Origin of the sequence: Nocardia sp. NPDC050175 (assembly GCF_044459885.1) — a bacterium.
Lineage (GTDB): Bacteria > Actinomycetota > Actinomycetes > Mycobacteriales > Mycobacteriaceae > Nocardia.
Genome location: NZ_JBITJI010000018.1, coordinates 63597 through 89157, shown reverse-complemented (window position 1 = coordinate 89157; position 25561 = coordinate 63597). Strand labels below are relative to the sequence as shown.

The following is a 25561-nucleotide window of genomic DNA, read 5'->3' as shown; positions in this document are numbered from 1 at the left end:
GCGCCGCAGCTTCCAGCACGGAAGCGGTGGCGCCGGATGCGTTGTGCGGGCCCGCAAAACGAAGATGGCGGTTTTCTTATCGTGCGTGTCCTCCCCGGAACGCGGCGCGCACCGGGGTAGAAAGCTCTTGTGGCAGGGATTCGGCGCGGCAGATGGGGGAGACGCGAGCGTCGTGGCGCTCGTCCGGCTCGCGGGCGGTTAGTGCTGCTCGCGACCGCGATGGTGATCCCGTTGGCGGCCGGCATCGCACCGGCATACGCGCAGCCCGCCCCGGCTCCGGCTCCCGGTCCCGCCCCGGAGGCGGTCGCCCCGGCGACCGTGCAGAAGGTGATCTGGCTGACCGACCGCAGGGTCGCGCTGTGGATCAACTCGCCGTCGATGGCCACGCCGATCCAGGTGCAACTGCTGCTGGCCAAGGACTGGAACACGCGCCCCGACGTGCGTTTCCCGGTGCTGTACCTGCTCGACGGCCTGCGCGCCGAAGACGACGAGAGCGGCTGGACCAAGGACGCGGGCGCCGTCGACTTCTTCGCCGACAAGAACGTCACCGTGGTGCTGCCGGTCGGCGGCCAGTCCAGCTTCTACTCCGACTGGATCCAGCCGAACAACGGCAAGACCTACAAGTGGGAAACCTTCCTGACCAAGGAGCTGCCGCCGCTGCTCGAAGCCGACTGGCGGGCCACCGATGTCCGTGGCATGGAAGGCCTTTCGATGGGCGGCACGGCGGCCATGTTCCTGGCCGCGCGCAATCCCGGCTTCGCCAAGTACGCCGCGTCCTACTCCGGCTTCCTCACCACCACCACGATCGGCATGCCGCAGGCCATCCAGTTCGCCATGCGCGACGCGGGCGGCTACGACGTCGGCGCCATGTGGGGCCCGCCGACCAGCCCGGAATGGGCCGCGCACGACCCGTACACGCAGGCGGAGAAGCTGAAGGGCGTCTCCCTCTACGTCTCCAGCGGCAGCGGCGCCACCGGCCCGTTCGATCAGGCCTCCGGCATCCCCGGCGTCAGCACCAACTACGCGGGCATGGGCCTGGAGATCCTGTCCCGGCTCACCTCGCAGAACTTCGTCACCAAGCTAGGCAGGCTGGCGATCCCCGCGCAGGTGAATTACCGCCCGTCCGGCACACATTCGTGGCCCTACTGGGACTTCGAGATGCGCCAGTCCTGGACCCAGGCCGCGACCGCGCTCGGCATCGATCCCGGCAAGACCGGCTGTACCGTCGGCGGCCAGATCGCCACGGTGGCCGCGGCGAACAACTGGCTCGGCGACTGCCTGTCCGCCGAGTACCCGGTGGCAGGCGGTGTGGCACAGGACTTCCGTTCCGGCCGCGTCTACTTCACACCGGCCAGCGGCGCGCACCCGGTCGGCGGCATGATCGGCGGCGGCTACCAAGCCGCGCAGGGCGCCGCCGGACCGCTCGGGTTGCCGACCGGTGACGAACGCGGGCTGCCGGATGGCAAGGGCCGCATGCAGACCTTCCAGAACGGCTCGCTCTATTGGACCCCGCAGACCGGCGCCCAGGTGGTGCGCGGCGCGATCCTCGACGAGTGGGGCAGGCAGGGCTACGAGGGCGGCCCGGCCGGCTACCCCGTCGCACCCGAGGTGAAGACGCCCAACCGCGACGGCGCCGTGCAGTCCTTCGAGAACGGCCCGTTCTACTACAGCGCCAAGACCGGCGTGCACCGCGTCCAGGGCATGATCCTCGGCAAGTACGCCCAAATGGGTTACGAGAACAGCTGGCTCGGTTTCCCCGCCACCGAAGAGCAGCCGACCAAGGACCTAGGCCGCTACAGCCGTTTCGAGGGCGGCAACATCTACTGGAGCCCACTATCGGGCACCTGGGCCGTGAAAAACGGCCCGATCATGGACGCCTGGCAGGTCCTCGGCTACGAGAACGGCAAGCTCGGCTACCCGATCAGCGACGAGTTCCCCGTCCCCGGCGGCACCCAGCAAAACTTCCAAACCGGCTTCATAGTCATCAAAGACGGAAAACCAGAAGTACACGGCCTGTAATAGTTTGGCCGCGCCTACTACTGGTTAACACCAACCGAGACTTGCCCACTCAACTCACGCACCACGGAGCGAGTCTTACGAGCGACCCCGTTCGCGGCCCGTCCCCCGTCCGAGCTGTCGAAGCGCATGCGCCGCAGGCGCGAGTCTCGACAGCTCGGACGCGAGACCAAGGGGGCCGCGAACACGCCGCGCCCGCGCGGCCAACAACTCCAGCTATGTTGGGGGGCGACCTCCCCCGTTTGCGAACAGATCGAGGACAGAATTCATGCAGAGGACCCGTGGCAAGGTATTCGGCGTTGTTGTGGCGATCGCCGCGACCGGCCTGCTCGCCGCCTGTGGCGGCAATGACTCGACCGCGTCGAGCACGCCGACGCTGACCCGTACCACGGCGGCGACGCAGCCGCCTGCCGCGTCCAGCACCAGCGTCGATCCCGGCCAGCAGGCCCCGGCGCCCGCGCCGGCCCCGGCTCCGGAGCAGCCGCCGGCCGAGACGGTGGCGCCCGAGCGGCCGCAGCCGATCGATACCCCGCCGCCCGCGGACACGTCGAAGCTCACCGACAAGGACAAGAAGTACCTCGACGCGCTCAAGCAGCAGGGTGTCACTCCGTCCACCCCTGATATCGCGCTGAGTGTGGCGAATTACGTCTGCCAGGGCACCGCGTCCGGCGCCTCCGATCAGGATCTGATGACCTTCGTGACCGCGATGGCCGGTTCCGATCCGTCCTTCGACCCGGCCAAGATGCCGGTGGAGAAGGCCGGGCAGGTTTACATCAGCGCCGCTAAGCAGACGTACTGCAAGCCGTGAGCGAGCGCAGCGAGTGAACCGAGAACAGAGCCGCCTCGCGGTCACAACGGAGCCGAGCGTCAGCGAGGCGCAGTTGTGAACGCCCGGAGCGGTTCGTCGTCCCGTCGGTCCAGGCCGGCGGGGTGTCTCCTGCTGATCGGGATTCCCGTCCTGATCATCATCGTGGTGCTGTTGCTGTGGTACCTGCTCGCCGGTGTGCTGCGGCAGCCGAAGCCGGGACCGAAGCCGCCGAAGGAGCCGACCTCGCAGTCGGCGGATTGTCCGGACGTGCAGATGATCTCGGTGCCGGGCACCTGGGAGTCCAACAGCAACGACGATCCGCACAATCCGTCCGCGAATCCCGTGTCGCTGATGCTCAACATCTCCAACCCGGTCGGCCAGCAGTTCCCGAAGGAGCGGCTGGACGTGTACACCGTCCCGTACGTCGCGCAGTTCTCCAATCCGATCGCGCTCCCGCCGGACGGCCAGGCGTCCTACAACGACAGCCGGACCGAGGGCACCCAGCGGATGGTCGACGCGATGGCCGCGCGCTACCGGGACTGTCCGCTGACCACCTATGTGATCGCCGGGTTCTCCCAGGGCGCGGTGATCGCAGGCGACGTGGCTTCGGACATCGGCCAGGGCAAGGGTCCGGTGCCGGCGAACAAGGTGCTCGGCGTGACGCTGATTTCCGATGGCAGGCGTACCGGTGACACCGGTCCCGGCCAGGCCGTCCAGGTCGGCGCGGTGCCTGCCGGAGTCGGCGCGGAGGTCGCGCTCAAGGGCCTCAACGTTCCCGGCATCACGATGACCGGACCGCGGCCGGGCGGCTTCGGCGAACTGGCCGAGCGCACCTTCACCATCTGCGCGCAGGGCGATCTGATCTGCGACGCACCGCGACAGGCGTTGAGCCCGTTCAACATCATGGGCAGTGTCGGCGCGCTGGTGCGGGCGGCGGGCAATCCGGTGCACTCGCTGTACAACGGTTTCGTCGTCGAGGACAGCGGGGCGACCTCCACCCAGTGGACCGTCAACTGGGCGAACGGCCTCGTCGAATCGGCGCCGCATCCGGCGCATTCGTGAAATGTCACAGCCAATGTTCCGGTCGGCACGCAGTACACCTAGAACTGCTCCGGCAAGCGCGACTCCTGTTGGGCAGGACGCTGTAAAGTGCCGCTGGTGATCGCGACGCAGGCAACACCGACTTCGTGTTCGGGGTGGGTCCGCCCTGCACCGTCGCGCCCGAATTTCCTTACAGCCAGGAGCATGAGTTCATGACAGAAGCCGCCGCACCAGCCGGTGAGTTGACCGCGCTCGGTACGCCGCTGCGCAGCTTCCGCTTCGGGGCAGCGGGCGAGGGAAACAAGCAAGAGGGTGGCGCCCGCAAGTTCGTCCAGACGGCGCAGCAGGCCGAGGAGTACGGGTTCGACACCTTCTTCGTGCCGGATCACCTCGGTGATCAGATCGGCCCGATCGCCGCGCTCGGCGCGCTGACCCAGGCGACCGAGAAGATCCGCCTCGGAACCTCGGTGCTGGCCAACGGTTTCCGGCATCCCGTGGTGCTGGCCAAGGACCTGGCCACCATCGACGTGCTGTCCAAGGGCCGCCTCGAGGTCGGCGTCGGCGCGGGCTGGAAGCAGGACGAGTTCCTCGCCGCGGGCCTGCCCTACGAGACGCCGGGCATCCGGCTGGAGAAGCTCGACGAGACGCTGACCATCCTGGACGTGCTGCTGCGCGGCCAGGAGTGCAACTTCGAGGGCAAGTACTACCAGGTGCGCGGGATCAAGGGCACGCCGCGACCGCGGCAGGGTCCGCGCCCGCCGATCTGCACCGGCGGCGGTGGCCCGAAGATGCTGCGGCTGGCCGCCAAGCACGCCGACATCATCTCGATCGTGCCGGTGACCACCAAGAACGGTAAAGGCCTCTTGTCGGGTATCACGCTCGAGAAGACGATCGAGAAGGTGAACCTGATCCGCGAAGCCGCGGGCGACCGGTTCGCCGATATCGAGCTCAACTGGGCGATCACCGCCATCGTCATCACCGACGATCGCGAGAAGACCGCTGAGATGGCGCTTTCCGCGATCGAGCGTGGTCTGCACCCGGATCTCGAAGTGGACGTGAAGCTTTCGGTCGAGGACATCCTCAACTCGCCCTATGTGGCGATCGGCAGCTTCGAGGAAATCGCCGAGCAGATCCGTCGTGTGCGCCAACTCACCTCGATGTCGTATGTCGGGGTGTTTCCCACCCAGATGGACGCATTCGCCCCCGTTATTCCCCTGCTGCGAGACGAGTGAGCCGGGCTTCTCTGTAACATGACTCTGGTTTGAGTACATCTAGCCGATAGCGGTCACCGCGCAGACCGCCCAATAACTGCAGGCTGACTCGGGCACTTGGAGCCACCCGCGGGCGAAAGCGAGTCGGGGCCTCACAGGTAACTACGGCGTTGTCGCCGTCTTGCTGCGTGTGCCTCGGAGGAGAAGAAGGAATGGAAGAGACTTTCGACGACTACCTGGACGAGACCGGGAACATCCGAATTCCCGAGGATCACACCCTGGTCGATCACGTCGAGAAGCACACCCGGAACGACGCGAACACCCTGGCGTACCGCTACATCGATTACTCGCGTGAGCGTGATGGCGAGGCGCAGGAACTGACGTGGCGTGAGTTCGGCATTCGGCTGCGCGCGGTGGCCGCTCGACTGCAGCAGGTGACCAACCCGGGCGACCGGGTCGCGATCCTCGCGCCGCAGGGCCTGGATTATGTGATCTCCTTCTTCGCCGCGATCTACGCGGGCACCATCTCGGTGCCGCTGTTCGACCCGGACGAGCCCGGTCACACCGATCGCCTGCACGCTGTGCTCGCCGACTGCGAACCCGCCGCCATCCTGACCGCCAGTTCGTCGGCGGCCGGAGTGCGTCAGTTCTTCCGGTCGCTGCCCGCCGCGCAGCGCCCGCGCATCATCGCGGTGGACGCGATCCCGGACAGCGTCGGCGAGGGCTGGGTGCGTCCCGATATCGCCATCGACGACATCGCCTACCTGCAGTACACCTCGGGCTCGACCCGTACCCCGGCCGGGGTGGAGATCACGCACCGCGCGGTCGGCACCAACCTGCTGCAGATGGTCGACGCGATCAACCTGGACTGGAACTCGCGCGGCGTCACCTGGCTGCCGCTGTTCCACGACATGGGCCTGCTGACGGTGATCCTGCCCGCGGTCGGCGGCAAGTACATCACCATCATGTCGCCGAGCGCGTTCGTGCGCCGCCCGTACCGCTGGATCAAGGAGCTCGCCGCGCAGTCCGACGGCGCCGGAACCTTCGCCGCCGCACCGAATTTCGCGTTCGAGCACGCCGCGGCGCGTGGCCTGCCGAAGAACGGCGAGGCGCTGGATCTGTCGAACGTGATCGGCCTGATCAACGGCAGCGAGCCGGTCACCACCTCCTCGATGAAGAAGTTCAACGAGGCGTTCGCGCCCTACGGCCTGCCCAAGACGGCGATCAAGCCGTGCTACGGCATGGCCGAGGCGACGCTGTTCGTATCGGCGACCAAGGCCGAGGACGAAGCCAAGGTCACCTACGTCGACCGCATCGAGCTCAACGCGGGCCGGATGGTCAAGGTCGAGCCGGGCACGGAGAACGCCATCGCGCAGGTCTCCTGCGGTTACGTCGCGCTGTCGCAGTGGGCCGTGATCGTCGATCCGGAGACCGTCGAGGTCGACGGCGGGCACGAGCAGCCCGACGGCCGGGTCGGCGAGATCTGGCTGCACGGCAACAACATGGGCATCGGGTACTGGGGCAGGCCGGACGAAACGTCGGCGACCTTCCAGAACAAGGTGCCGCACCGGTTGGCCGAGGGCAGCCACGCCGAAGGCACCGAGCGCGACGCCAACTGGATGCGCACCGGCGACTACGGCGTGTACCTGGACGGCGAGCTGTACATCACCGGGCGGGTGAAGGACCTGGTGATCGTCGACGGCCGCAACCACTACCCGCAGGATCTCGAGTTCTCCGCACAGGAGGCCTCGAAGGCCCTTCGCCCCGGCTTCATCGCCGCGTTCTCGGTGCCCGCGAACCAGCTGCCCGCGCTCGTCTTCGATCAGGGCAGCCATTCCGGCCTGAAGTTCGATGCCGACGACGCCTCCGAGCAGCTCGTGATCGTGGCCGAGCGCGGCCCGGGCGCGGGCAAGGCGGATCCACTACCCATCGCCGACGAGGTGCGGGCCGCGGTGGCGGCACGCCACGGTGTCACCGTTCGAGACGTACTGCTGGTGCCCGCGGGTTCAATCCCGCGTACCTCCAGCGGCAAGATCGCCCGGCGGGCCTGCAAGGCCGCCTACCTCGAGGGAACGCTACGGGGTGGTTACACCCAGCAGGCGTTCCCCGATGCACCGGAAGAGTAATTGCCCAGGGGTGGCCTCGGACAGCCGACATGTCGTCCAATGTCCCAAGCGCGGCACGCCCGGTTCGCAGACAGGTAGCTTGAGGAATTGATGGCTGACAACGAGGGCACGTCCACCACGACGACCGAATCCCTGCCCGCCGGCGCGGAGGCCGACCAGGCTTCCGCGCAGGTGGCCGCCGCCTCTACCCCCGGCGGCGCACAGACCGACATGACGGTCTCCGAACTGCGGGATTGGCTGCGCAACTGGGTCGCCGAGGCGATCAATCAACCGGTCGAGCAGATCACCGTCGACCGGCCGATGGAGGAGTTCGGACTCGCCTCGCGCGACGCCATCGCGCTGGTCGGTGACATCGAGGAGCTGACCGGCGTCGTGCTCACCGCGACCGCCTACTTCCAGCATCCGACGATCGCCTCGCTGGCCGAAATGGTCATCAACGGTGAGCCGGAGCCCGTCGAGGACGCGTCCGGCGACGCCTTTTACACCGAGGGCTACAAGCCGGGTGAGGCACACGACATCGCCATCGTCGGCCTGTCCACGCGGTTGCCCGGCGCGGGCGACACCCCGGAATCGACCTGGGAATTCCTCATCGGCCGTGGCGACGCGATCCGTGAACTGCCCGAGGGCCGCTGGGAAGAGTTCGCCAGCAACCCCGCGGCGGCCAAGGCGATCGCCGAGGGCAACACGCTCGGCGGCTACCTCGACCAGGACGTGGTCAAGGGCTTCGACGCGGAGTTCTTCGCGATGTCGCCCCTGGAGGTCGAGCGGGTCGATCCGCAGCAGCGCCTGATGATGGAGCTGACCTGGGAAGCGTTGGAGCACGCCCGAATTCCGGCGAGCGAGCTCAAGGGCCAGCCGGTCGGCATGTTCGTCGGCTCGTCCACCAGCGATTTCATGTTGATCTCCGCGCTCGGGCTCGGTACGGAGCAGGGCCCGAACGTACCCGCGTCCGCGCAGGCGTACGGAATCATGGGCAGTTCGAACGGCATCATCGCGAACCGGATCTCCTATTTCTTCGACTTCCGTGGCCCCTCGGTCACGGTCGACACCGCGTGCTCGTCGACCATCGTCGCGGTGCACCAGGCGGTGCGCGCGCTGCGTGAGGGCGACGCCGATGTGGCACTGGCCGGTGGCGTGAACATGATCCTGGCGCCGATGGCCACCCTCGGCTTCGACATGGGCGGCGGTGTCGCCAAGAACGGCCGGATCAAGGCGTTTTCCGCCGATGCCGACGGCATGGTCCGCTCGGAGGGCGCGGGGGTGTTCGTGCTCAAGCGCCTCGCCGACGCTGAACGTGACGGCGATCGAATCATGGCTGTGATCAAGGGTTCCGCGGTCAACAATGACGGCCGCTCCAACGGTCTGCTCGCGCCGAACCCCGAGGCTCAGGCCGACGTGCTGCGCCGGGCGTACCGGGACGCGGGCATCGTGCCGTCCACCGTCGACTACATCGAGGCGCACGGCACCGGCACCCCGCTGGGCGATCCGATCGAGGCCGACGCACTGGCCAAGGTGGTCGGCCGCGGTCGCGACGAGGACAAGCCCGCGCTGCTCGGTTCGGCGAAGACGAACTTCGGCCACCTGGAGTCCGGCGCTGGCGTGGCGAGCCTGGCCAAGGTGCTGATGGGCTTGCAGCACAACATCATTCCGCCGAACATCAACTACGCGGGCCCCAACCCGTACATCCCGTGGGATCAGTCGCACCTGAAGGTCGTCGTCGAGCCGACTGAATTCCCGCGCTACAGCGGCACCGCCACCGTCGGCATCTCCGGCTTCGGCTTCGGCGGCACCAACGCGCATGTCGTTGTGCAGGAATACGTTCCGGCCTCGGCCGAGATCGCGGGCGTTGAGCCGGTGGCAATTGACGCCGAGGCAGACTCCGCTGCCGCGGCTCTCGATGCCGATCTCGATGACGAGACCACCGACGTGATCGCGGAAGCGGACGCGGTTGTCGCGGAAGCGGACGAGGACGTCACCGAAACCGTCGCTCCCGCACTGGAGGTCGCCGCCCCTGTCGCGGAAACCGTTGCCCCCGTTGCGGAATGGACCGCAGAGCGCACCGAACCACTGCCGGTGATCCTGCCGGTCTCCGGCTACCTGCCCTCGCGTCGCCGCCGGGCCGCCGCGGAACTGGCCGACTGGCTGGAATCCGAAGCGGGCCGCGATGTTTCGCTCGAGGACGTGGCACGCTCGCTGGCCAAGCGCAGCCACTGGCGTTCGCGCGGCGTGGTGCTCGCCAGCACGCACGAGGAGGCCGTCACCGGTCTGCGCGCCATCGCGGCGAGCAAGCCGGGCGCCGGTGTGTTCACCGCCGACGCGCCCGCCGTCATGGGCCCGGTCTGGGTGCTCTCCGGTTTCGGCGCGCAGCACCGCAAGATGGCCAAGCGGCTCTACCTGGAGAATTCGATCTTCGCCAAGGCCGTCGACGAGGTCGACGTGCTGGTCGAGGACGAGGCCGGGTACTCGATCCGCGAGCTGTTCCTCGACGACAGCCAGGACTACAACGTCGGCACCTCGCAGGTCGGCATCTTCACCATCCAGATCGGCCTGGCCGCGGTGCTGCGGGCGCACGGCGCGCAGCCCGACGCGGTGGTCGGCCACTCGATGGGTGAGGTCGCCGAGGCCTACATCGCCGGTGGCCTGCCGCTCGAGGACGCGGTGCGGGTGATCTGCGCGCGCTCGCGGCTGATGTACGAGGGCGAGCAGATGATCACCGACGACGACGTGCGCAACATGGCACTCGTCGAGAAGAGCGCCGAGGACATCGAAGCGCTGCTCACCGACTACCCGGACGTCGAGGTCGGTGTGTACGCGGCGCCGACCAACACGGTGATCGGCGGCCCGCAGGCCCAGGTCGAGGCGATCGTGGCGCGGGTCGAAGCGGAGGGCAAGTTCGCGCGGATCCTGCAGACCCGCGGCGCGGGCCACACCTCGCAGATGGATCCGCTGCTCGGCGAGCTGGCCGCGGAGCTGGCCGGCATCGAGCCGACCAAGCTGAAGACCGGCCTCTACTCGACGGTGCACAAGGGCGAGTTCTACCGTCCTGGCAACGATCCGATTCATACCGAGGACTACTGGGTCAAGAACCTGCGCGGCAGCGTGTACTTCACCAACGCGGTGAAGCTCGCGGTGGACGCCGGGCACACCACCTTCCTGGAGCTCGCGCCGAATTCCGTTGCGCTGATGCAGGTGCTGGGCACCACCTTCGCGGCGGGCCTGCACGACGCGCAGCTCATCCCGACGCTGAAGCGCAAGGAAGACGAGGCGGCCGGCGTGATCGGCGCGCTGGCCCAGCTGTACGTGCACGGGCACAAGGTCGACCTGTCGTCGTTGCTGACCCCGGGCGACTACGCCGACATTCCGCGAACCAAGTTCGTGCGCAAGGAGTTCTGGCCGAAGGTCTCGCTGGCCGCGACCGGCAACACCGGGGCGCCCGGCGCACATGTGGCACTGCCGGACGGCAGGCACGCGTGGGAGGTGCAGGCCGAGTCGGCAGGCGATCTCGCCGCGCTCGTGAATGCCGCTGCGGCACAGGTACTCAGCGAGGTGACGCTCGGCGCGACGATCGCGCACGCCGCCGTTCCCGCCGTCGGCACCCTGACCACCACGCTCACCCCGCATCCGGGCGGCGCGTCGGTGCAGGTGCACGCCAAGGAGGGCGCGACCTTCCGGCTGCTGTTCGACGCGGTGGTCACCTCCGGTGCGCCGCTGCCCGAATCCGTTGCGGCCGAGATCGTTCCGGCCACCAGCCCGGCGATCGAACCGGCCGGTGGCGCCGACCTCGAGGTCGTGGAGACCTTCGGTGACCGGTGGGACCCCACCGGCAACCAGTCGCTCGACGATCGCCTCGCGCTGATCGTCGCCGAGTCCATGGGCTACGCGGTCGAGGACCTCCCGATGGAGATCCCGCTGATGGAGCTCGGCCTCGACTCGCTGATGGCCATGCGCATCAAGAACCGCGTCGAATACGAATTCGACATCCCGCAGCTGCAGATCCAGGCCGTGCGCGACGCCAACCTCAACGAGGTCGGCAAGGTGCTGCGCTACGCCGTCGAACACCGCGACGAGATGCAGGCGGTGGCCGCGCGGCAGGCAGCGGGCGAGGAGATCGTCGTCGACGCCGATTTCATCGCCGCGGCACGCGCTGCGGTGGAGGCCGGTGCTGATCCGGCCGCCGCGGTTGCGGAAGCGACTGCGGCCGAAGGTGTTTCGCTCGACGTCGAGAGCACGTCGGTGGCGGCCGAAGCCGCGGAGATCGTCGCGGAGGCCGAAACGGCAGCGGGCATCACCGGTGCCGCCGCCGGTACCGCGACACCCGCCCCGGTCTCGACCGAGCAGGCCGCTGCGGCGGAAGCGAAGGAAGCGGCCATCGAGCAGTCGCTCGACAACGTGGACACCACTGCCGTGGGTGCCGCGGAAGCGGTTATCGCGCAGGCGACTACGACGGAGTCGGTCTTCGGTGCGCCGTCCTCGGCCGACGAGGACGATGTCCCGCCGCGTGACGCCGCCGAGCGACTGACGTTCGCTACTTGGGCGATCGTCACCGGCAAGTCGGCAGGCGGCATCTTCAACACCCTGCCGATCCTCGAAGAAGAGGTCGCCGAGAAGCTGGCGGACCGACTCACCGAGCGGGTCAAGGCCGAGATCACCGTCGACGATGTGCTCGACTGCGAGACCATCGAGCAGCTCGCCGATGTCGTGCGCAAGCTGCAGGACAGCGGCGCCGACGTGGACGGCTTCATCCGGCCACTGCGGGCGCGCGAAGCGGGCTCGAATGCGGTACCGGTCTTCGTGTTCCACCCCTCGGGCGGCAACACGCTGGTCTACGAGCCGTTGCTGAAGCGGCTGCCGGCTGGCACGCCCATGTACGGCTTCGAACGCGTCGAAGGCGACATCCTGGAGCGCTCGCAGCAGTATCTGACCGAGCTGCGCAAGATGCAGGGTGACGGCCCGTACGTGCTGTACGGCTGGTCGCTCGGCGCGGTGTTCGCGTTGCAGGTCGCGCAGCTGCTACGCGCCGAGGGCGCCGATGTGCGCGTTGTCGGTCTGATCGACCTGGCGCTGCCGGTCGCGGACGAGGACAACAGCCCTGAGGAGCGGGTGCGCCGCATCGAGCGCTACCAGGTGTTCGCCAAGAAGACCTATGGCGTCGAGGGCGAGTTGGATCGCGAGCAGTTGGAAACACTGGCTGCGGCTTCCGATGAAGATCAGTTCAAGATGATCAGCGATCTGGTCAAGATGAGCGGCACCAAGATTCCCGGCGGCGTGCTCGAACATCAGCGCACCTCGTGGATCGAGAGCCGGCACCTGGCCAAGACCACGCCGACCCGTTACGACGGTGCTGCCGTGCTCTATCTCGCGGATCGCTACCAGGACGGCATGATCGAGCTGGAGCCGCGTTTCGCCGATCGGCGCCCCAATGGTGGTTGGGACGAATACATTCCAAACCTCGAGGTTGTCCACATCCCGGGTGACCACCTGCAGATCGTCGACGAACCGCGGATCGGAAAGATCGGAGCCGACCTCGCCGCGAAGCTTGCGGTGATTGCCCCTTAGGGGTGCATCTGACGAAAGGGGCCACGTGAGCACGACTGCCGAGAAGCTCGCTGACTTGCGCAAACGGATGGATCTCGCGCAGGAACCGGCGGGCGAAGCGGGAGTGGCGAAGCGGGCGAAGAAGGGTATTCCGAGCGCCCGCGAACGGATCAACATGCTGCTCGATCCGGGCACCTTCGTGGAAATCGGTGCGCTGGTGCGCAAGCCGGGTGACCCGACCGCGCTGTACGGCGACGGTGTGGTCACCGGGCACGGCCTCGTCGAGGGCCGCCCGGTGGCGGTGTTCTCGCACGACCAGACCGTCTACGGCGGTTCGGTCGGCGAGATGTTCGGCCGCAAGGTCGCCGGGATCATGGAGTACGCGGCCAAGGTCGGCTGCCCGGTGGTCGGCATCAACGATTCCGGCGGCGCGCGCGTGCAGGAGGCGGTGACCTCGCTCGCCTGGTACGCCGAGCTGGGTCGGCGCCAGGAACCGTTATCCGGTCTGGTGCCGCAGATTTCGATGATCCTCGGCAAGTGCGCGGGCGGCGCGGTGTATGCCCCGATCAACACCGACGTGGTGGTGGCGACCGAAGAGGCGTACATGTTCGTCACCGGGCCCAAGGTGATCCGCGAGGTCACCGGCGAGGATGTCAGCCTCGAGGAGCTCGGCGGCGCGCAGAGTCAGGCCGAGTACGGCAACATCCATCACGTCGCATCGGACGAGAAGTCGGCGTTCGAGTGGGTGCGCGACTACCTGAGCTTCCTGCCGACCAGCTGTCAGGAGCTGCCGCCGATCGTGAATCCCGGCCTGGAGCCGGAGCTCACCGACAGCGACCGGGAACTGAATTCCCTTGTCCCGGACTCGGATAACGCCGCCTACGACATGCACGACATCCTGCTGCGCATCTTCGACGACGGCGGCTTCCACGAGATCGGCGCCACCGCGGGACGCAACATCATCACCGGCTTCGCCCGCGTCGACGGTCGTCCCGTCGGCGTCGTGGCCAATCAGCCGATGGTCTACGCGGGCGCGCTGGACGCGCGGGCCTCGGACAAGGCGGCGCATTTCGTGCGCCTGAGCGACGCGTTCGAGATCCCGCTGGTGTTCGTCGTCGACACCCCTGGCTTCCTGCCGGGCGTGGAGCAGGAGAAGATCGGCGTGATCAAGCGCGGCGGCCGGTTCCTGTTCTCCTACGTGGAGGCGACCGTGCCGAAAGTGACTGTGGTGATTCGCAAGTCGTACGGCGGCGGCTACGCGGTGATGGGCTCCAAGCAGCTCGGCGCCGACGTGAACCTGGCCTGGCCGACCGCGCGGATCGCGGTGATGGGCGCGGAGAGCGCGGTGAGCCTGATCGGCGGCAAGCAGATCGAGGCCGCGCCGGAGGAACAGCGGGCGGCCATGCGCCAGCAGATGATCGACTTCTACAACGCCACCATGGCGACGCCGTGGGTTGCCGCCGAGCGCGGCTACATCGACGCGGTCATCGAGCCCGCCAACACCCGGTTGGAACTGCGCAAAGCCTTGCAGCTGCTGCGCGACAAGTCGCTGGCGCGCAATCCGCGCAAGCACCACCTGCTGCCGCTGTAAAACCGGAATCGGGCCGCATCCCGTTGGGGCGCGGCCCGATTCACCCGAGTCGGGCTACCTCAGCCGAGGCTGGCGGATTCGATGATGACGTCGTCGGTCGGCACGTCCTGGTGCCCGCCCGCGGAGCCGGTGGACACGGCGGCGATCTTGTCGACCACCTCGGTGCCCTCGATCACCTTGCCGAACACCGTGTAACCCCAGCCGGACGGGGTCGGCGCGGAGTGGTTCAGGAACGCGTTGTCGGAGACGTTGACGAAGAACTGCGCGGTCGCCGAGTGCGGGTCGTTGGTGCGCGCCATGGCCACCGTGTACTTGTCGTTCTTCAGGCCGTTGTTGGCCTCGTTCTGGATCGGCGCCTGCACGCCCTTCTGCCGCAGGCCGCGCTCGAAGCCGCCGCCCTGAATCATGAAGCCCGGAATGACGCGGTGGAAGATGGTGCCGTTGTAGTGACCCGCGTTCACGTAATCCACGAAGTTCTGCACCGTGTTCGGCGCCTTCTGGTCGTCAAGTTCCAGGACGATCGGTCCGTAATTCGTCGAGAGATTCACCTTGGTCATACCCACACCTTGCCAGCCCGCCATCGCGCGCCTTTTGCCGGTCTCGAGATGCGGCTCGACTATCGCTTGCGGCGCGCGTCCGGGAACAGTGACCCATGCTGGGCGTGTCCGGCGAGTCAGCTGCCTTCCCGCATGATCAACTGTGATGTTTGTCCAGGTCGGAAGGCCCAAAGTTCATTTCGCATTTCAATTGATCTAGAAACGGACAACTGATCTCGCGAGAACGCGGGCACCCCCACAACACGATTCGGCACTTATGCGCCGGACGCCCTCGAAACTTACGGTGCACCTAAGTCGGCCTAAAGACTCGGAGCCGTGGACCAGCCTGGCCTGAAGACGTGGGAGTGCGGGGGAGCTAGCATTGCCAATCGTGCCCGACGCCGCTACTGCTGTCCTGACGAAACCGCCCGCCGTGCCAGCGGCCTCTTCGGCCGATTTCCGGACGGCGCGAATAATCGCGCTGGTCGCCGGATTGCTGGGCGCGCTGTTCGCCTTGGCCACCCCGTTCCTGCCGGTCACACAGACCACCGCGCAGTTGGACTGGCCGCAGGGCGGGACGCTCGGCAATGTGCAGGCCCCCTTGATGTCTCAGGTCCCGATCGACCTGCGCGCCACCATCCCGTGCAGCGCGGTCGCGCAGCTGCCGGAGCGCGGCGGCATGCTGCTGGCCACCGCGCCGCCGCAGGGCGACCGGGCCGCGCTGGAGGCGTTGTTCATTCGGGTGTCGGACACCTCGGTGGACGTGGTCGACCGCAACGCGGTGGTGGTGTCGGCCCAGCGTTCGGACATGGACCGATGCTCGGCGCTGGAGCTCACCTCCGACAACAAGAGCACGCACGCGGAGTTCAAGGGCCTCACCCGGATGGTCGACGATCCGAAGGCGCCGGGGCAGCAAATCGAGGTGCCGGTCGAGGGCACGATGAACAGCGACTTGCGCCCGCAGGTGGTCGGCGTCTTCTCCGAGCTCAAGGGCGCGGTGCCGGCGGGGCTGTCGTTCAACATGACGATCGATACCCGCTTCTCCAGCAGCCCGACCGCGATCAAGCTGATCGCGATGATCGCGGCGGTGCTGTGCACCCTGGTCGCGCTCGCGGCGCTGGCTCGGCTCGACGGTAGTGACGGGCGCGGGCACCGCCGGTTCCTGCCGTCGAACTGGCTGAAGCCGACCTGGGCCGACGGCGCGATCATCGGCACGCTGCTGGTGTGGCATTTCGTCGGCGCCAACACTTCCGACGACGGCTACATCCTGAGCATGGTGCGGGTCGCGCCGCACGCGGGCTACATGGCCAACTACTTCCGCTGGTACGGCGTGCCGGAGGCGCCGTTCGGCTGGTACTACTACGTCATCCAGCTCTTCGCGGAGTTCTCCACCGCGAGCGCGTGGGTCCGAGTCCCCGCGCTGCTCTGCGCCATCCTCTGCTGGATGGTGATCAGCCGCGAGGTGGTGCCGCGTCTCGGCCGCGGTGTGCGCAACAGCAAGGTCGCGCTGTGGACCGGCGGTCTGGTGTTCCTCGCGTTCTGGCTGCCCTTCGACAACGGCCTGCGGTCCGAGCCGATCGTCGCGCTCGGCGCGCTGCTCACCTGGGTGTCGATCGAGCGGGCCATCGCGACCGGCAGGCTGCTGCCCGCTGGTGTCGCGGTCCTGGTCGCGGCGTTCACCCTGGCCGCCGCGCCGACCGGATTGATGTGTGTCGCCGCGTTGCTCGCCGGTGTTCGTCCGCTGGTGCGGATCGTGGTGCGCAGGCGACGGCAGTTCGGCTCCGCGGGGGCGAAGTGGTGGTCGACGCTGCCGCTGCTCGCGCCGATCGCCGCGGCCGGGCTGCTGGTGCTGATCGTCGTCTACACCGATCAGACCTTCGCGGGCATCCAGGAGGCCAACCGGGTGCGTCAGGTGACCGGGCCGAATCTCGCCTGGTACGAGGACTACCTGCGCTACTACTACCTGTTCGTGGAGACCGTCGACGGCTCGCTGGCCCGCCGGTTCGCCTTCCTGGTGATGCTGCTCTGCCTGTTCACCACCATGCTGGTGTTGTTGCGGCGCAGGCAGGTTCCCGGCATCGCGAGCGGGCCGACCTGGCGGTTGATGGGTGTCGTCTTCGGCACCATCTTCTTCATGATGTTCAACCCGACCAAGTGGACGCACCACTTCGGCGCGTACGCGGGCATCGCCGGTTCGCTGGCCGCGGTGACCGCGGTCGCGGTCTCGGCGTCGGCGCTGCGAGCGCGGAAGAATCGCGCGATCTTCCTGGCCGGGTTGTTGTTCGTGCTCGCGTTGTCGTTCTCCGGCATCAACGGCTACTGGTACGTGTCGAGCTTCGGCGTGCCGTGGTTCGACAAGCGGATCTCGTTGCACGGCTACCAGTCCAACACCCTGATGCTCGGCTTGTTCGGTCTCGCACTGGCTTTGGTCGCCTGGCACTCGTTGCGTGAGGGCTACGCGAAACCGGAGGCCTCGCCGAAGTCGGCGCGCGGCAAGCGGATTCGCAAGTTCGCCGCGATCCCGCTGACCGTCGTCGCGGCGCTGATGGTGTTGCTCGAGGTGCTCTCGCTGGTCAAGGGCGCGGTCGCGCAGTACCCGGCGTACTCCATCGCCCGGTCGAACCTCGACGCGATCGGCGGCAGCAGTTGCGGCCTCGCCAATGACGTGCTGGTGGAACCGAATCCGAACGGCGGGGCGTTGCAGCCGGTCGCCGATCCGGCCCATCCGCTCACCGATCCGAACGACCCGCTGGCGGGCACCGACCCGGTCGGCTTCGATCCGAACGGTGTACCGAACGACCTGTCCGCCGACAGCGTCGAGGTGAAGCCGGGCACCGGCAACACCTCCACCCAGTCGGTCGGCGCCGCGTTCGCCGAGGGGCAGAGCGCGGGCACCGGCGGCGGTCAGGGCGCGCGCGGCGTCAACGGCAGCACCGTGGCCCTGCCCTTCGGGCTCGACCCGGCGACCACGCCGATCCTCGGCAGCTACCAGAGCGGGGTGCAGCAGCCCGCGCACCTCACGTCCAGCTGGTACGGGCTCGCGCCGCGGTCCGAGGACAAGCCGCTCGTGGTGATCTCCGCGGCCGGCCGCATCCTGTCGGTCGACGACACCGGCGACACCAAGTACGGCCAGTCGCTCACCGTCGACTACGGCAAGCGGCTGCCGGACGGCAACATCGAGAAGCTCGGCACCTACCTGCCGCGCGACATCGGCCCGTTCCCGTCCTGGCGCAACCTGCGCGTCCCGCTCGCCGAGATCGCGCCGGACGCCGACGTGGTGCGCGTCGTCGCCAACGACCCGATCCTGATCGGCGACCAGTGGCTCGCGTTCACCCCGCCGCGAATGCCGAAGCTGGAGTCGCTCAACAGCTTCATCGGCCCCGACCAGCCGGTCCTGGAGGACTGGGCAGTCGGCCTGCAGTTCCCCTGCCAGCGCCCGCTCTACCACAAGAACGGCGTGGCCCAGGTCCCCAACTACCGCATCCTCCCGGACCGCCCGCTCGCCATCAGCTCCACCAACACCTGGCAGGCCGAGGAGTTCGGCGGCCTCCTCGGCTTCGCCCAAATGCTGGCGAAGTCCGAAACCGTCCCGACCTACCTCAAGGACAACTGGGCCCGCGACTGGGGCTCCCTCGAGCGCTACGACCAGTACGACCGCAACGCCACCCCCGCCCAACTCGAAACCGGCACAACCACCCGCTCCGGCTTCTGGTCCCCAGGCCAACTCCGGGTCTTCTAGATCCATTCCGACCGAAGGCGCCCCTCACCCCGTAAGACGGCCTGATGGTCGCCTTCGGTCACTACAGCCCGCCGGGCTCGATCCGACCGAGGGCGCCCTTCACCCTGTAGGACGGGGTGAAGGGCGCCTTCGGTCGGATCTGGGGGGCTGTGGATAGATGCCTGGGGTGTGGATAACTTGGGGTTTGGGAGGGGGGCTGGTGGGGGTGGGGTGGGAGTATTCGGGGATGAGAAGAAGGGGGAAGTGGGGCGATGAGCTGGAGGCGTTGAGCCTCGCGAGTGTGGACAGCGTGATTCGTACTCAGCATCTGAAGGAGGTGGGGGTTTCGGCGGACGCTATTGTGCGTCGATGCTCGAAAGGTGGCCCCTGGCAACGGATTTTGCCGGGGGTGGTGCTTCTCCACAATGGCGTGCCTACTACGTCGCAACGTCATCGCGCGGCGCTTGTCTACGCTGGCCGTGAAGCGTTGTTGACCAGCCATGCTGGGCTGGCGTGCCACGGCTTGGCCGCAGCGACGGTGCGTGATGTCCAGGTATTGATTCCACATCGGCGGAAGCGATCGTCAACCGGGTTTGTCGTCGTCGAGCGAACGACTCGGATGCCGGAAATGATCACGAAGTCTGGGCTCGGTCTGGCGCCGCCGACGCGGTGCGCGATGGATGCAGCCCGCAGAATGCCCGGCCGGCAAGAGTGTCGATCGTTGCTGACCTCGGTGATCCAGCGAAGGTTGACGACCCCGGCCGCGCTCGCCACCGAGCTCAGAGAAGGCACGACACGTGGTACCGCGGTAGTACGCGCAGTCGTCGAAGAGCTGATGTCCGGCGCACACTCAGTTGCCGAGGTGGACGCGCAGCGACTTTATCGACAGTCGGGACTGCCGCTGATGCAGCACAACATCGATGTACTCGATGAGTCGGGAGTATTCATCGCCAGGCCCGATGGTTGGATCGACGACATCGCGCTCGCATGGGAAATAGACTCCCTCACCCATCATTTGGCAATCGCCGACCACGAACGAACTCTGAAACGCCGAGCCCGCATGGAACGCCTCGGCATCGTTGTCGTCAGCCATCTACCCAACCAACTGAAACTCGACCCCGAAACTGTCATCGCGGACCTACGCGCCGGATTCTACCGAGCATCAACCCGCCCGCGGCCACCCGTTCTCACCTACCAACGGTCGGACTGAAGGGCACCCTGGTCCCGTTGGATCGGTTGAAGGGCGCCTTCGGTCGGGTTGCGCGGTCAGACAGGGGTGGCGGTCGCTGGACGGTTGCTCAGACCTTTGTCATACGCAGACCGAGTTCGCGGCGGAGGACCTCCTGGGAGGGGAGGCGGTCGAGTACGCGGAGCACGGCGGGGCGCAGTTCGCGTTGCTCATCTGCGGTGAGCAGACCGACGAGGTCGCGCAGATCCATGTGGTCGAAAGCCGACGTCATAGTGCACAGGTTACGGATTTCTGTGGGTTTCGTCCTGCGATCGTGCGGTGTTTTTGCCGTCCAACCGGTCTGTTTACAACATCTTTGCGGCACCGCAACACCGAACCGGCTGGTCCGGTGTCGCGGAACGGCAACGGCGGCTAGCGAACCCGGATCGGATCGTCCTTGGCCAGGCCGGTCCGGGTTTCGACCGTGACGCCGATCTCAGCCGGCTTCGCGTCCTTGTCATAGGGGGTGAACTTCTCCAGGGATCCCCAGTCGCGCGACCAGTCGTGGTCGAGGTAGCTGGGGATGGTTTCCGACTTCAGCAGCAGCCCGGTCCAGCCGAGCGGCCCGCCGCCGATGTCGTCCTGCCAGGCGTTGGACGCGTCGGAACCGACCCGGTCGGGCAGGATGCGCCAGTTCGGCACCTCGGCGACGCCGTCGTGGTGGTCGAACGGGCGCTGGCACGGGAAGGCGAGCCCGACGTGCCAGTCGAGCAGCACCGGATTCTTCGAGCCGACAACGGAATTCAGTGTGGCCAGCTTGGGCAGCCGGGGCGGGGTGACCGCGAGCCACTGCTTCTGGGTGATGTCGTTGTCCACCGCGACCAGCCGCACCGCGTCCGCCTCGACCGGCAGCCGATCCAGCGGCACCCGCAGATTGCGCCACGACGGCGCGGGCCCGATATCGATCGGGTCGACCGAGCCGAGCTTGCGCACCGAGCCGTCCGCCTCGTGCACGCCGTATTCCAGGTGCAGTTCCTGGCCGTAGGTGACGACGCCGTCGGCGTCCACGTGCCGGATCCGGCCCGCCGCGGTGATGGTGAGCACCTGGTAGGCGGGGTCGTGGCGCATGCTGTCGGCCAGGTCCAGGTGGTACCACTGGGAGGTCAGCGAGGCCTGCTGCTGCTCGTCCTCCTGGTAGCTGCCCATGATCGGCGTGGTCGCCGGGTCGAGGCCGAACGGCAGCGCGACGGTGCTGCCGTTGATGCCGGTCTGCGTCGTGGTGCCGCCGCCGGTCCCTGCCCCGGTGGTCTTGGTGGTCTTGTTCTTCGAGTCGGAGTTGACCGAGTTGGCCCCGCCGGACACGGTTTCATCCGCGTCGGCGGTGAGGTCGCTCGCGACGCCGTTGGGCGTGAATCCCTTTGATTCCGCGGCCAATCCGTCAGCGGGCGAGCCGGAGTAGGGGAGCAGCAGCGAGTTACGCGTGTCCGTCTCGACCAGCACCTCGTTCGCCAGCGCGCACGAATCGCCCTTCAGCGACTGGAGATTCGACTTGGCGACCGAGTACGCGGGGTACTGCGCGACCGCCGCCTTGGCCAGCGATGCCACCTCGAACAGCACGAGCAGCGCCGCCGCGATGGTCAGCGGCGCACTCGCGAACCGATCGAACCGCCGCGGCGTCGTGCGCGGCCGGCGGTACGGCTCCCGATAGTGCAGCCACACCGCGACCACCAGCGCGACCCCGCTGAGCCCGAGGAACAGCGTGGAGAAACCCTTGCCCGCGAACAGCGGCGCCTTGTCCCACCACGGCACGCCGTAGCTGGACACATACCACCAGCCGTTCGACCCGGTGAACGTCACCGCGAGCAGGAAGAGCACCGCCGCCGCGAACAGCGCCCGGTTGCGTGGCGAGCGAATTCCCTCGCTGCCCACCGCAACCGCCGCGAGTGCGGCCAGCGACCCGGCCAAGCCGGCGTACACGCCGAAGTGGTGCGTCCACTTGGTCGGCGTGAACATCATCAGCACCAGCGACGCGAACACGATGCCGAGAATCCGCACCGACGGCCCGCGCGAGGTGCCGGGGATACGTCCCTTGCGCAGCACCTGCAGCACGCAGACCAGCAGGCACAGCAGCATGACCAGCACGCCGAACCGGCGGGCCAGCGACCCGTCCGGCGAGAGCATCAGCAGCGAATCCCACCGCGTGCGTTCATCGAACCAGGCCACATTCGGCCCGACGATGGTGCGCACCCGGGTGGCTTCCAGCACGGTCGACAGCGTCTGATCGGCGAAAACCACCACCAGCACCAGGGTTCCGGCGGACAGGCCGGGCGCGAGCAGTGCCAAGTAGCGGAAGAGTGTTGTCGCCAAGGAGGGTCGGGTGTCGTGCGCACCGGACTTCGTTGCCGGAACGCTCTTTTCGTCCGCGTCCTCATCGAGTCCCATTGCACCCGAGGGACTTTCGGCAACCCCGCCACCGACCGCGGGAACCACCCCGCGCGCCCGCTTGATGATGATCTGCAGCACCGGCCGCGATCCCGCGATCAGCGCGCCGATGCAGATGAGCCCGGTCGGCCCGGCGGCCAGCGAGAACCCGGCGATCAACACCGCGACGGCCGCGGGCAACAACCGCCCGGTGGCAATGGCACGTTCGATCGAGCACCAGGTGAGCAGCGCACCCGCCGCGATCAGCGGCTCAGGTCGCAGCCCGTTGTCGTAAGGCAACCAGAACGCGAGGAACACCAGCCCGGCCGTCCACAGCGCCACCTTGTTCCGCCGCACCCGAGCACCCAAGCGCGGCAACACTTCCCGGCTGATCACCAACCAGCAGGTCACGCCCGCGAGCAGTGCGGGCAGCCGCATCCACGGGCTGGCGTCGGAGATCCTGGTCATCCACGCGAGCACCTCGTACGACCAGCCGAACGGCGCCTCAGGCACCCCGAACCAGCGGTAATAGTTGGCCATGTAGCCCGCGTGCCCGGAGGCGCGCGCCATGTTCAGGATGTAGCCGTCGTCAGAAGTGTTGGCGCCGATGAAGTGCCACAGCCCGAGCGTGCCGAGCACCACCGCGTCCGTCACCGTGAACCGCCACCAGTGCGCGGGCAGGAACCGCCGGGCCCGTCGCCGGTCGCTGGTATCCAGCATGTGCAATGCGAGCAGCGCGATGATCGTGAAGACGACGGCCGCGACGATCGCGATGAGCTTCAGCACCGACGGCGACGAGGAGAAGCGCGAGTCGATGTCCGCGTGCAACCGAGCACCGTCCAACCGCCCGGCTGCCAGATCGGTGAACACCCCGACCATTTGCGGCCGGATGTCCCGAGTCACGGTGTTGCGGAACGGCGTCCCGTCCTGCCGTGTCGCACCGGTGATCTCGGTGGATGTCGCGGCGGCCGTCGAATCGACGGTGAGCGCGGTACATCCGGCCGCGGTGATCTCGGCGACGGGCGCGGACAGCAGCGGCACGTCGCGCAGCACCACCGACAGCGTGCCGTCGGCGACCGACACCACCAGCCCGGTGGCGGCCGCCTGTCCCGACGAGACCGGCACGGTGGACACCACCGTGTCCGAACCCACCGCCTGGATCAGCGAGCACGGCAGCGTCGCGCTCAGCCGCAACGGCTGATACGACACCAGCGGCGCCTCGACACTGCTGAGCCCGGCCTGCGGCCAGTCCAGCGTGGCCTGGTCCTGCCGCACCGGCAACAGCGGTGTCAGCAGCGCCAGCACGAATCCGAGGAGCCCGGAGACGAGGGCGATCAGGCGGTAACGGGTGAACGCTCGAGTTGATCGGTCCGGTCGCACGGGGGTTGATGCTAGCCACCCGAGGCGCCGGAGCCGGTGATCACCACCTATCGCATCGCGCGAACATCCCAAACCCACACGTCAGCCGCTCGGGTCGGCCCGAAGCCGAGCAGCTGCGTCATGGTGGTGCGCAGCGTGTCCACATTCCTGGTCGCGGGCAGCACGAACACGTCGGCCCGCCAGAAGTTCAGGTCGGCGCGGATCTGTTCGCGGGCCTCGTCGGTCAGCGCCGGCACGGTGCCGGTGTCCTGCGCCTGCACCAGCAGCGCGGTGGTCGGCCGGAACTCGGGGCCGTAGATGCCCTTCTTCTGGGTGCTCGTCGGGCCGACGAAATAGCCACCGGCGAGCGGGAAGTCGAAGTCCGTGTCGGCCTGCCAGCGCAGCGCGCCCGCGTCCATCGGCCGCGACGGCGGCACCATCACCACCGACCCGGTGTTGACGTAAGCGCGCACCAGCCCGTCCGCGAAGAACGCGGGCGTCGGCGGGCGCTGCACCACCGGGAGCACGGTCGGGATCAGCGGCAGCAATGCGAAAAGCAGTGCGCCGAACCAGGCCAGCGGCCGCCAGTCGACCGGCGACGCCCGCCACCAGCCGATCGCCCGCTGGGTGGCCAGGGCGAGCACCGCCGCGACGGCCGGGATCGCCGCCATGGTGAGCCGGGTTTCCAGCACCGTGCTCAGCAGCGGGATGTGTTCGGCCCAGCGCCACGGTAAGGCGAACCCGGTGTCCCGCTTGCCGAACATGGCGACCGCGCCGAGCGACAGCACGCCGAACACCGCGATCACCACGGCGGCGGCCCGGACCACCCGCTCGCGCCAGAGCAGCACGAGGGTGCCGGCCAGCACCAGCAGCAGCGGCCAGCCGAAGTAGGCGTTCTGCTCGGTGTCGTTGATCGCCACGTACTGTCCCGGCGAGAAGAGCCCGCCGAGCGACTCGGACGGGAACTGCGTGATCGCCTTCAGGTCGTTGCCCATCGGGCCGTGATCGATCGAGCGGTAACTCTGCGGCCCGAAGAACTGGTACCACAGCGGTATCACGGTGCACAGCAAGGCGATTGCCCCGGCCAGCAGGATCGCCGGGGTGATCCCGCGCAGCACACGCAGCCCTTGTCGCGGCGTGTGCAAGTAGTACACAACCGTGAACAACCCGAACGACAGCGCGAAGATCAGCAGCGGTTCCTCACCGAGCGCGATCTGCAGCGCCACCAGGAATCCCAGGAGAACGGCATCACGGACGCGCCAGCGCCGGTGGTCCGAATCATGGACCCCGGCCCGTCGCGCCATCCGGATCAACAGCCCGGCCATGATCGGAAGTAGCAGCAGCACAACAAAATTCGGATGTGCGTTGGCATGCGAGATCATCGCGGGCGCGAAACCACAGAACAGCCCGCCGATACCGGCCGCGATCCTGGAGTGGACCAGCTCACGGGAGAACAGCCAGTACCAGGCCAGCGCCGTAGTGGCCAGGCCGAGGGTCAGCACCAGCACGAACGTCACGGTCGGCCCGAACAGCAGGGTGATCGGGGTCAGCGGCACCCCGACCCCGAACATGGCCGTGTTGGCCATCATGTTCACTCCGGCCGGGAAGTTCTGCAGCGTGGTGCCGAGCGGGTTCTCCAGATGCGCTACCGAATGCGCGGTGACCGCGAAGAACCATTCCCACATGGTCTGGTCCTGACCGCTCTTGATCAGGTAACCACTCTGCGTATTGCGCCACTGCCCGGACAGGACGACGATCGCCAACGCCAGGTATCCGAACGCGGCGACCAGATCGAACGGGCTGACTCGAATACGAGGAAGCCTGCGCTTGCGAACCGAAGTTGACGTCCCGGTGGTGCGCACGCCGGTCGCGGTAGATCCCCGTTCCGCGACTCCTACCGCCGACCCGTCCTGCGTGCCCAGATCGACCTGTCGTGCCCGTACCACCTGCAAACCGCTCCTGTAACTAGCTGCAACTCAGCCGCCCACGCTAACCGAACACGCTGTGTCGCGCCTGGCAACGAGAGCTGCG

At 67.7% G+C, this 25561-nt stretch carries 13 protein-coding genes; 9 read left to right on the top strand and 4 right to left on the bottom strand.

The window, feature by feature from the left end; genetic code table 11:
• The first annotated feature begins 219 nt into the window (after positions 1 to 219).
• From ACIBK2_RS41085 to ACIBK2_RS41055, 7 genes are all read left to right on the top strand, one after another.
• The gene (locus ACIBK2_RS41085; protein ID WP_396975992.1) at positions 220 to 2019 is read left to right on the top strand and encodes an alpha/beta hydrolase-fold protein; all 1800 of its coding nucleotides are present in this window, start codon (positions 220 to 222) and stop codon (positions 2017 to 2019) included.
• Between the two features lie 265 nt (positions 2020 to 2284).
• The gene (locus tag ACIBK2_RS41080; protein ID WP_396975831.1) at positions 2285 to 2824 is read left to right on the top strand and encodes a DUF732 domain-containing protein; all 540 of its coding nucleotides are present in this window, start codon (positions 2285 to 2287) and stop codon (positions 2822 to 2824) included.
• 75 nt (positions 2825 to 2899) lie between these two features.
• Entirely contained in the window at positions 2900 to 3886 is a 987-nt protein-coding gene (locus tag ACIBK2_RS41075) for a cutinase family protein (protein WP_396975829.1), read from the top strand.
• Between the two features lie 191 nt (positions 3887 to 4077).
• Positions 4078 to 5097, top strand: a complete 1020-nt coding sequence (locus ACIBK2_RS41070; RefSeq protein ID WP_396975827.1) for an LLM class F420-dependent oxidoreductase — start codon at positions 4078 to 4080, stop codon at positions 5095 to 5097.
• Between the two features lie 191 nt (positions 5098 to 5288).
• The gene (gene fadD32 / locus ACIBK2_RS41065) at positions 5289 to 7202 is read left to right on the top strand and encodes a long-chain-fatty-acid--AMP ligase FadD32 (RefSeq protein WP_396975825.1); all 1914 of its coding nucleotides are present in this window, start codon (positions 5289 to 5291) and stop codon (positions 7200 to 7202) included.
• A gap of 90 nt (positions 7203 to 7292) precedes the next feature.
• Positions 7293 to 12758 carry a polyketide synthase Pks13 gene (pks13, locus tag ACIBK2_RS41060; RefSeq protein ID WP_396975823.1) on the top strand — a complete coding sequence of 1822 codons (5466 nt, stop codon included), beginning with the start codon at positions 7293 to 7295 and terminating at the stop codon, positions 12756 to 12758.
• Positions 12759 to 12825: 67 nt separating this feature from the next.
• Positions 12826 to 14328, top strand: coding sequence for an acyl-CoA carboxylase subunit beta (locus ACIBK2_RS41055; protein WP_396975990.1), 1503 nt, complete (start codon positions 12826 to 12828; stop codon positions 14326 to 14328).
• 59 nt (positions 14329 to 14387) lie between these two features.
• On the opposite strand, the gene ACIBK2_RS41050 is transcribed toward ACIBK2_RS41055, so the two are convergent.
• Entirely contained in the window at positions 14388 to 14885 is a 498-nt protein-coding gene (locus ACIBK2_RS41050; RefSeq protein WP_379282995.1) for a peptidylprolyl isomerase, read from the bottom strand.
• Positions 14886 to 15255: 370 nt separating this feature from the next.
• Here ACIBK2_RS41050 and ACIBK2_RS41045 point away from each other — a divergent pair, with 370 nt between their 5' ends.
• Together ACIBK2_RS41045 and ACIBK2_RS41040 are read left to right on the top strand one after the other, a co-directional pair.
• Entirely contained in the window at positions 15256 to 18603 is a 3348-nt protein-coding gene (locus ACIBK2_RS41045) for an arabinosyltransferase domain-containing protein (protein WP_396975820.1), read from the top strand.
• 280 nt (positions 18604 to 18883) lie between these two features.
• Complete coding sequence (locus ACIBK2_RS41040) at positions 18884 to 19792, top strand: hypothetical protein (RefSeq protein WP_396975818.1); 909 nt, start codon at positions 18884 to 18886, stop codon at positions 19790 to 19792.
• Between the two features lie 88 nt (positions 19793 to 19880).
• On the opposite strand, the gene ACIBK2_RS41035 is transcribed toward ACIBK2_RS41040, so the two are convergent.
• The 3 genes from ACIBK2_RS41035 to ACIBK2_RS41025 form a co-directional block, all read right to left on the bottom strand.
• A complete protein-coding gene (locus ACIBK2_RS41035; RefSeq protein WP_191093775.1) occupies positions 19881 to 20042 on the bottom strand; it encodes a hypothetical protein in 162 nt (53 codons plus the stop codon).
• Positions 20043 to 20182: 140 nt separating this feature from the next.
• Positions 20183 to 23551, bottom strand: coding sequence for an arabinosyltransferase domain-containing protein (locus ACIBK2_RS41030; RefSeq protein WP_396975815.1), 3369 nt, complete (start codon positions 23549 to 23551; stop codon positions 20183 to 20185).
• Between the two features lie 47 nt (positions 23552 to 23598).
• A complete protein-coding gene (locus tag ACIBK2_RS41025; RefSeq protein ID WP_396975813.1) occupies positions 23599 to 25476 on the bottom strand; it encodes a glycosyl transferase in 1878 nt (625 codons plus the stop codon).
• Positions 25477 to 25561 lie beyond the last annotated feature (85 nt).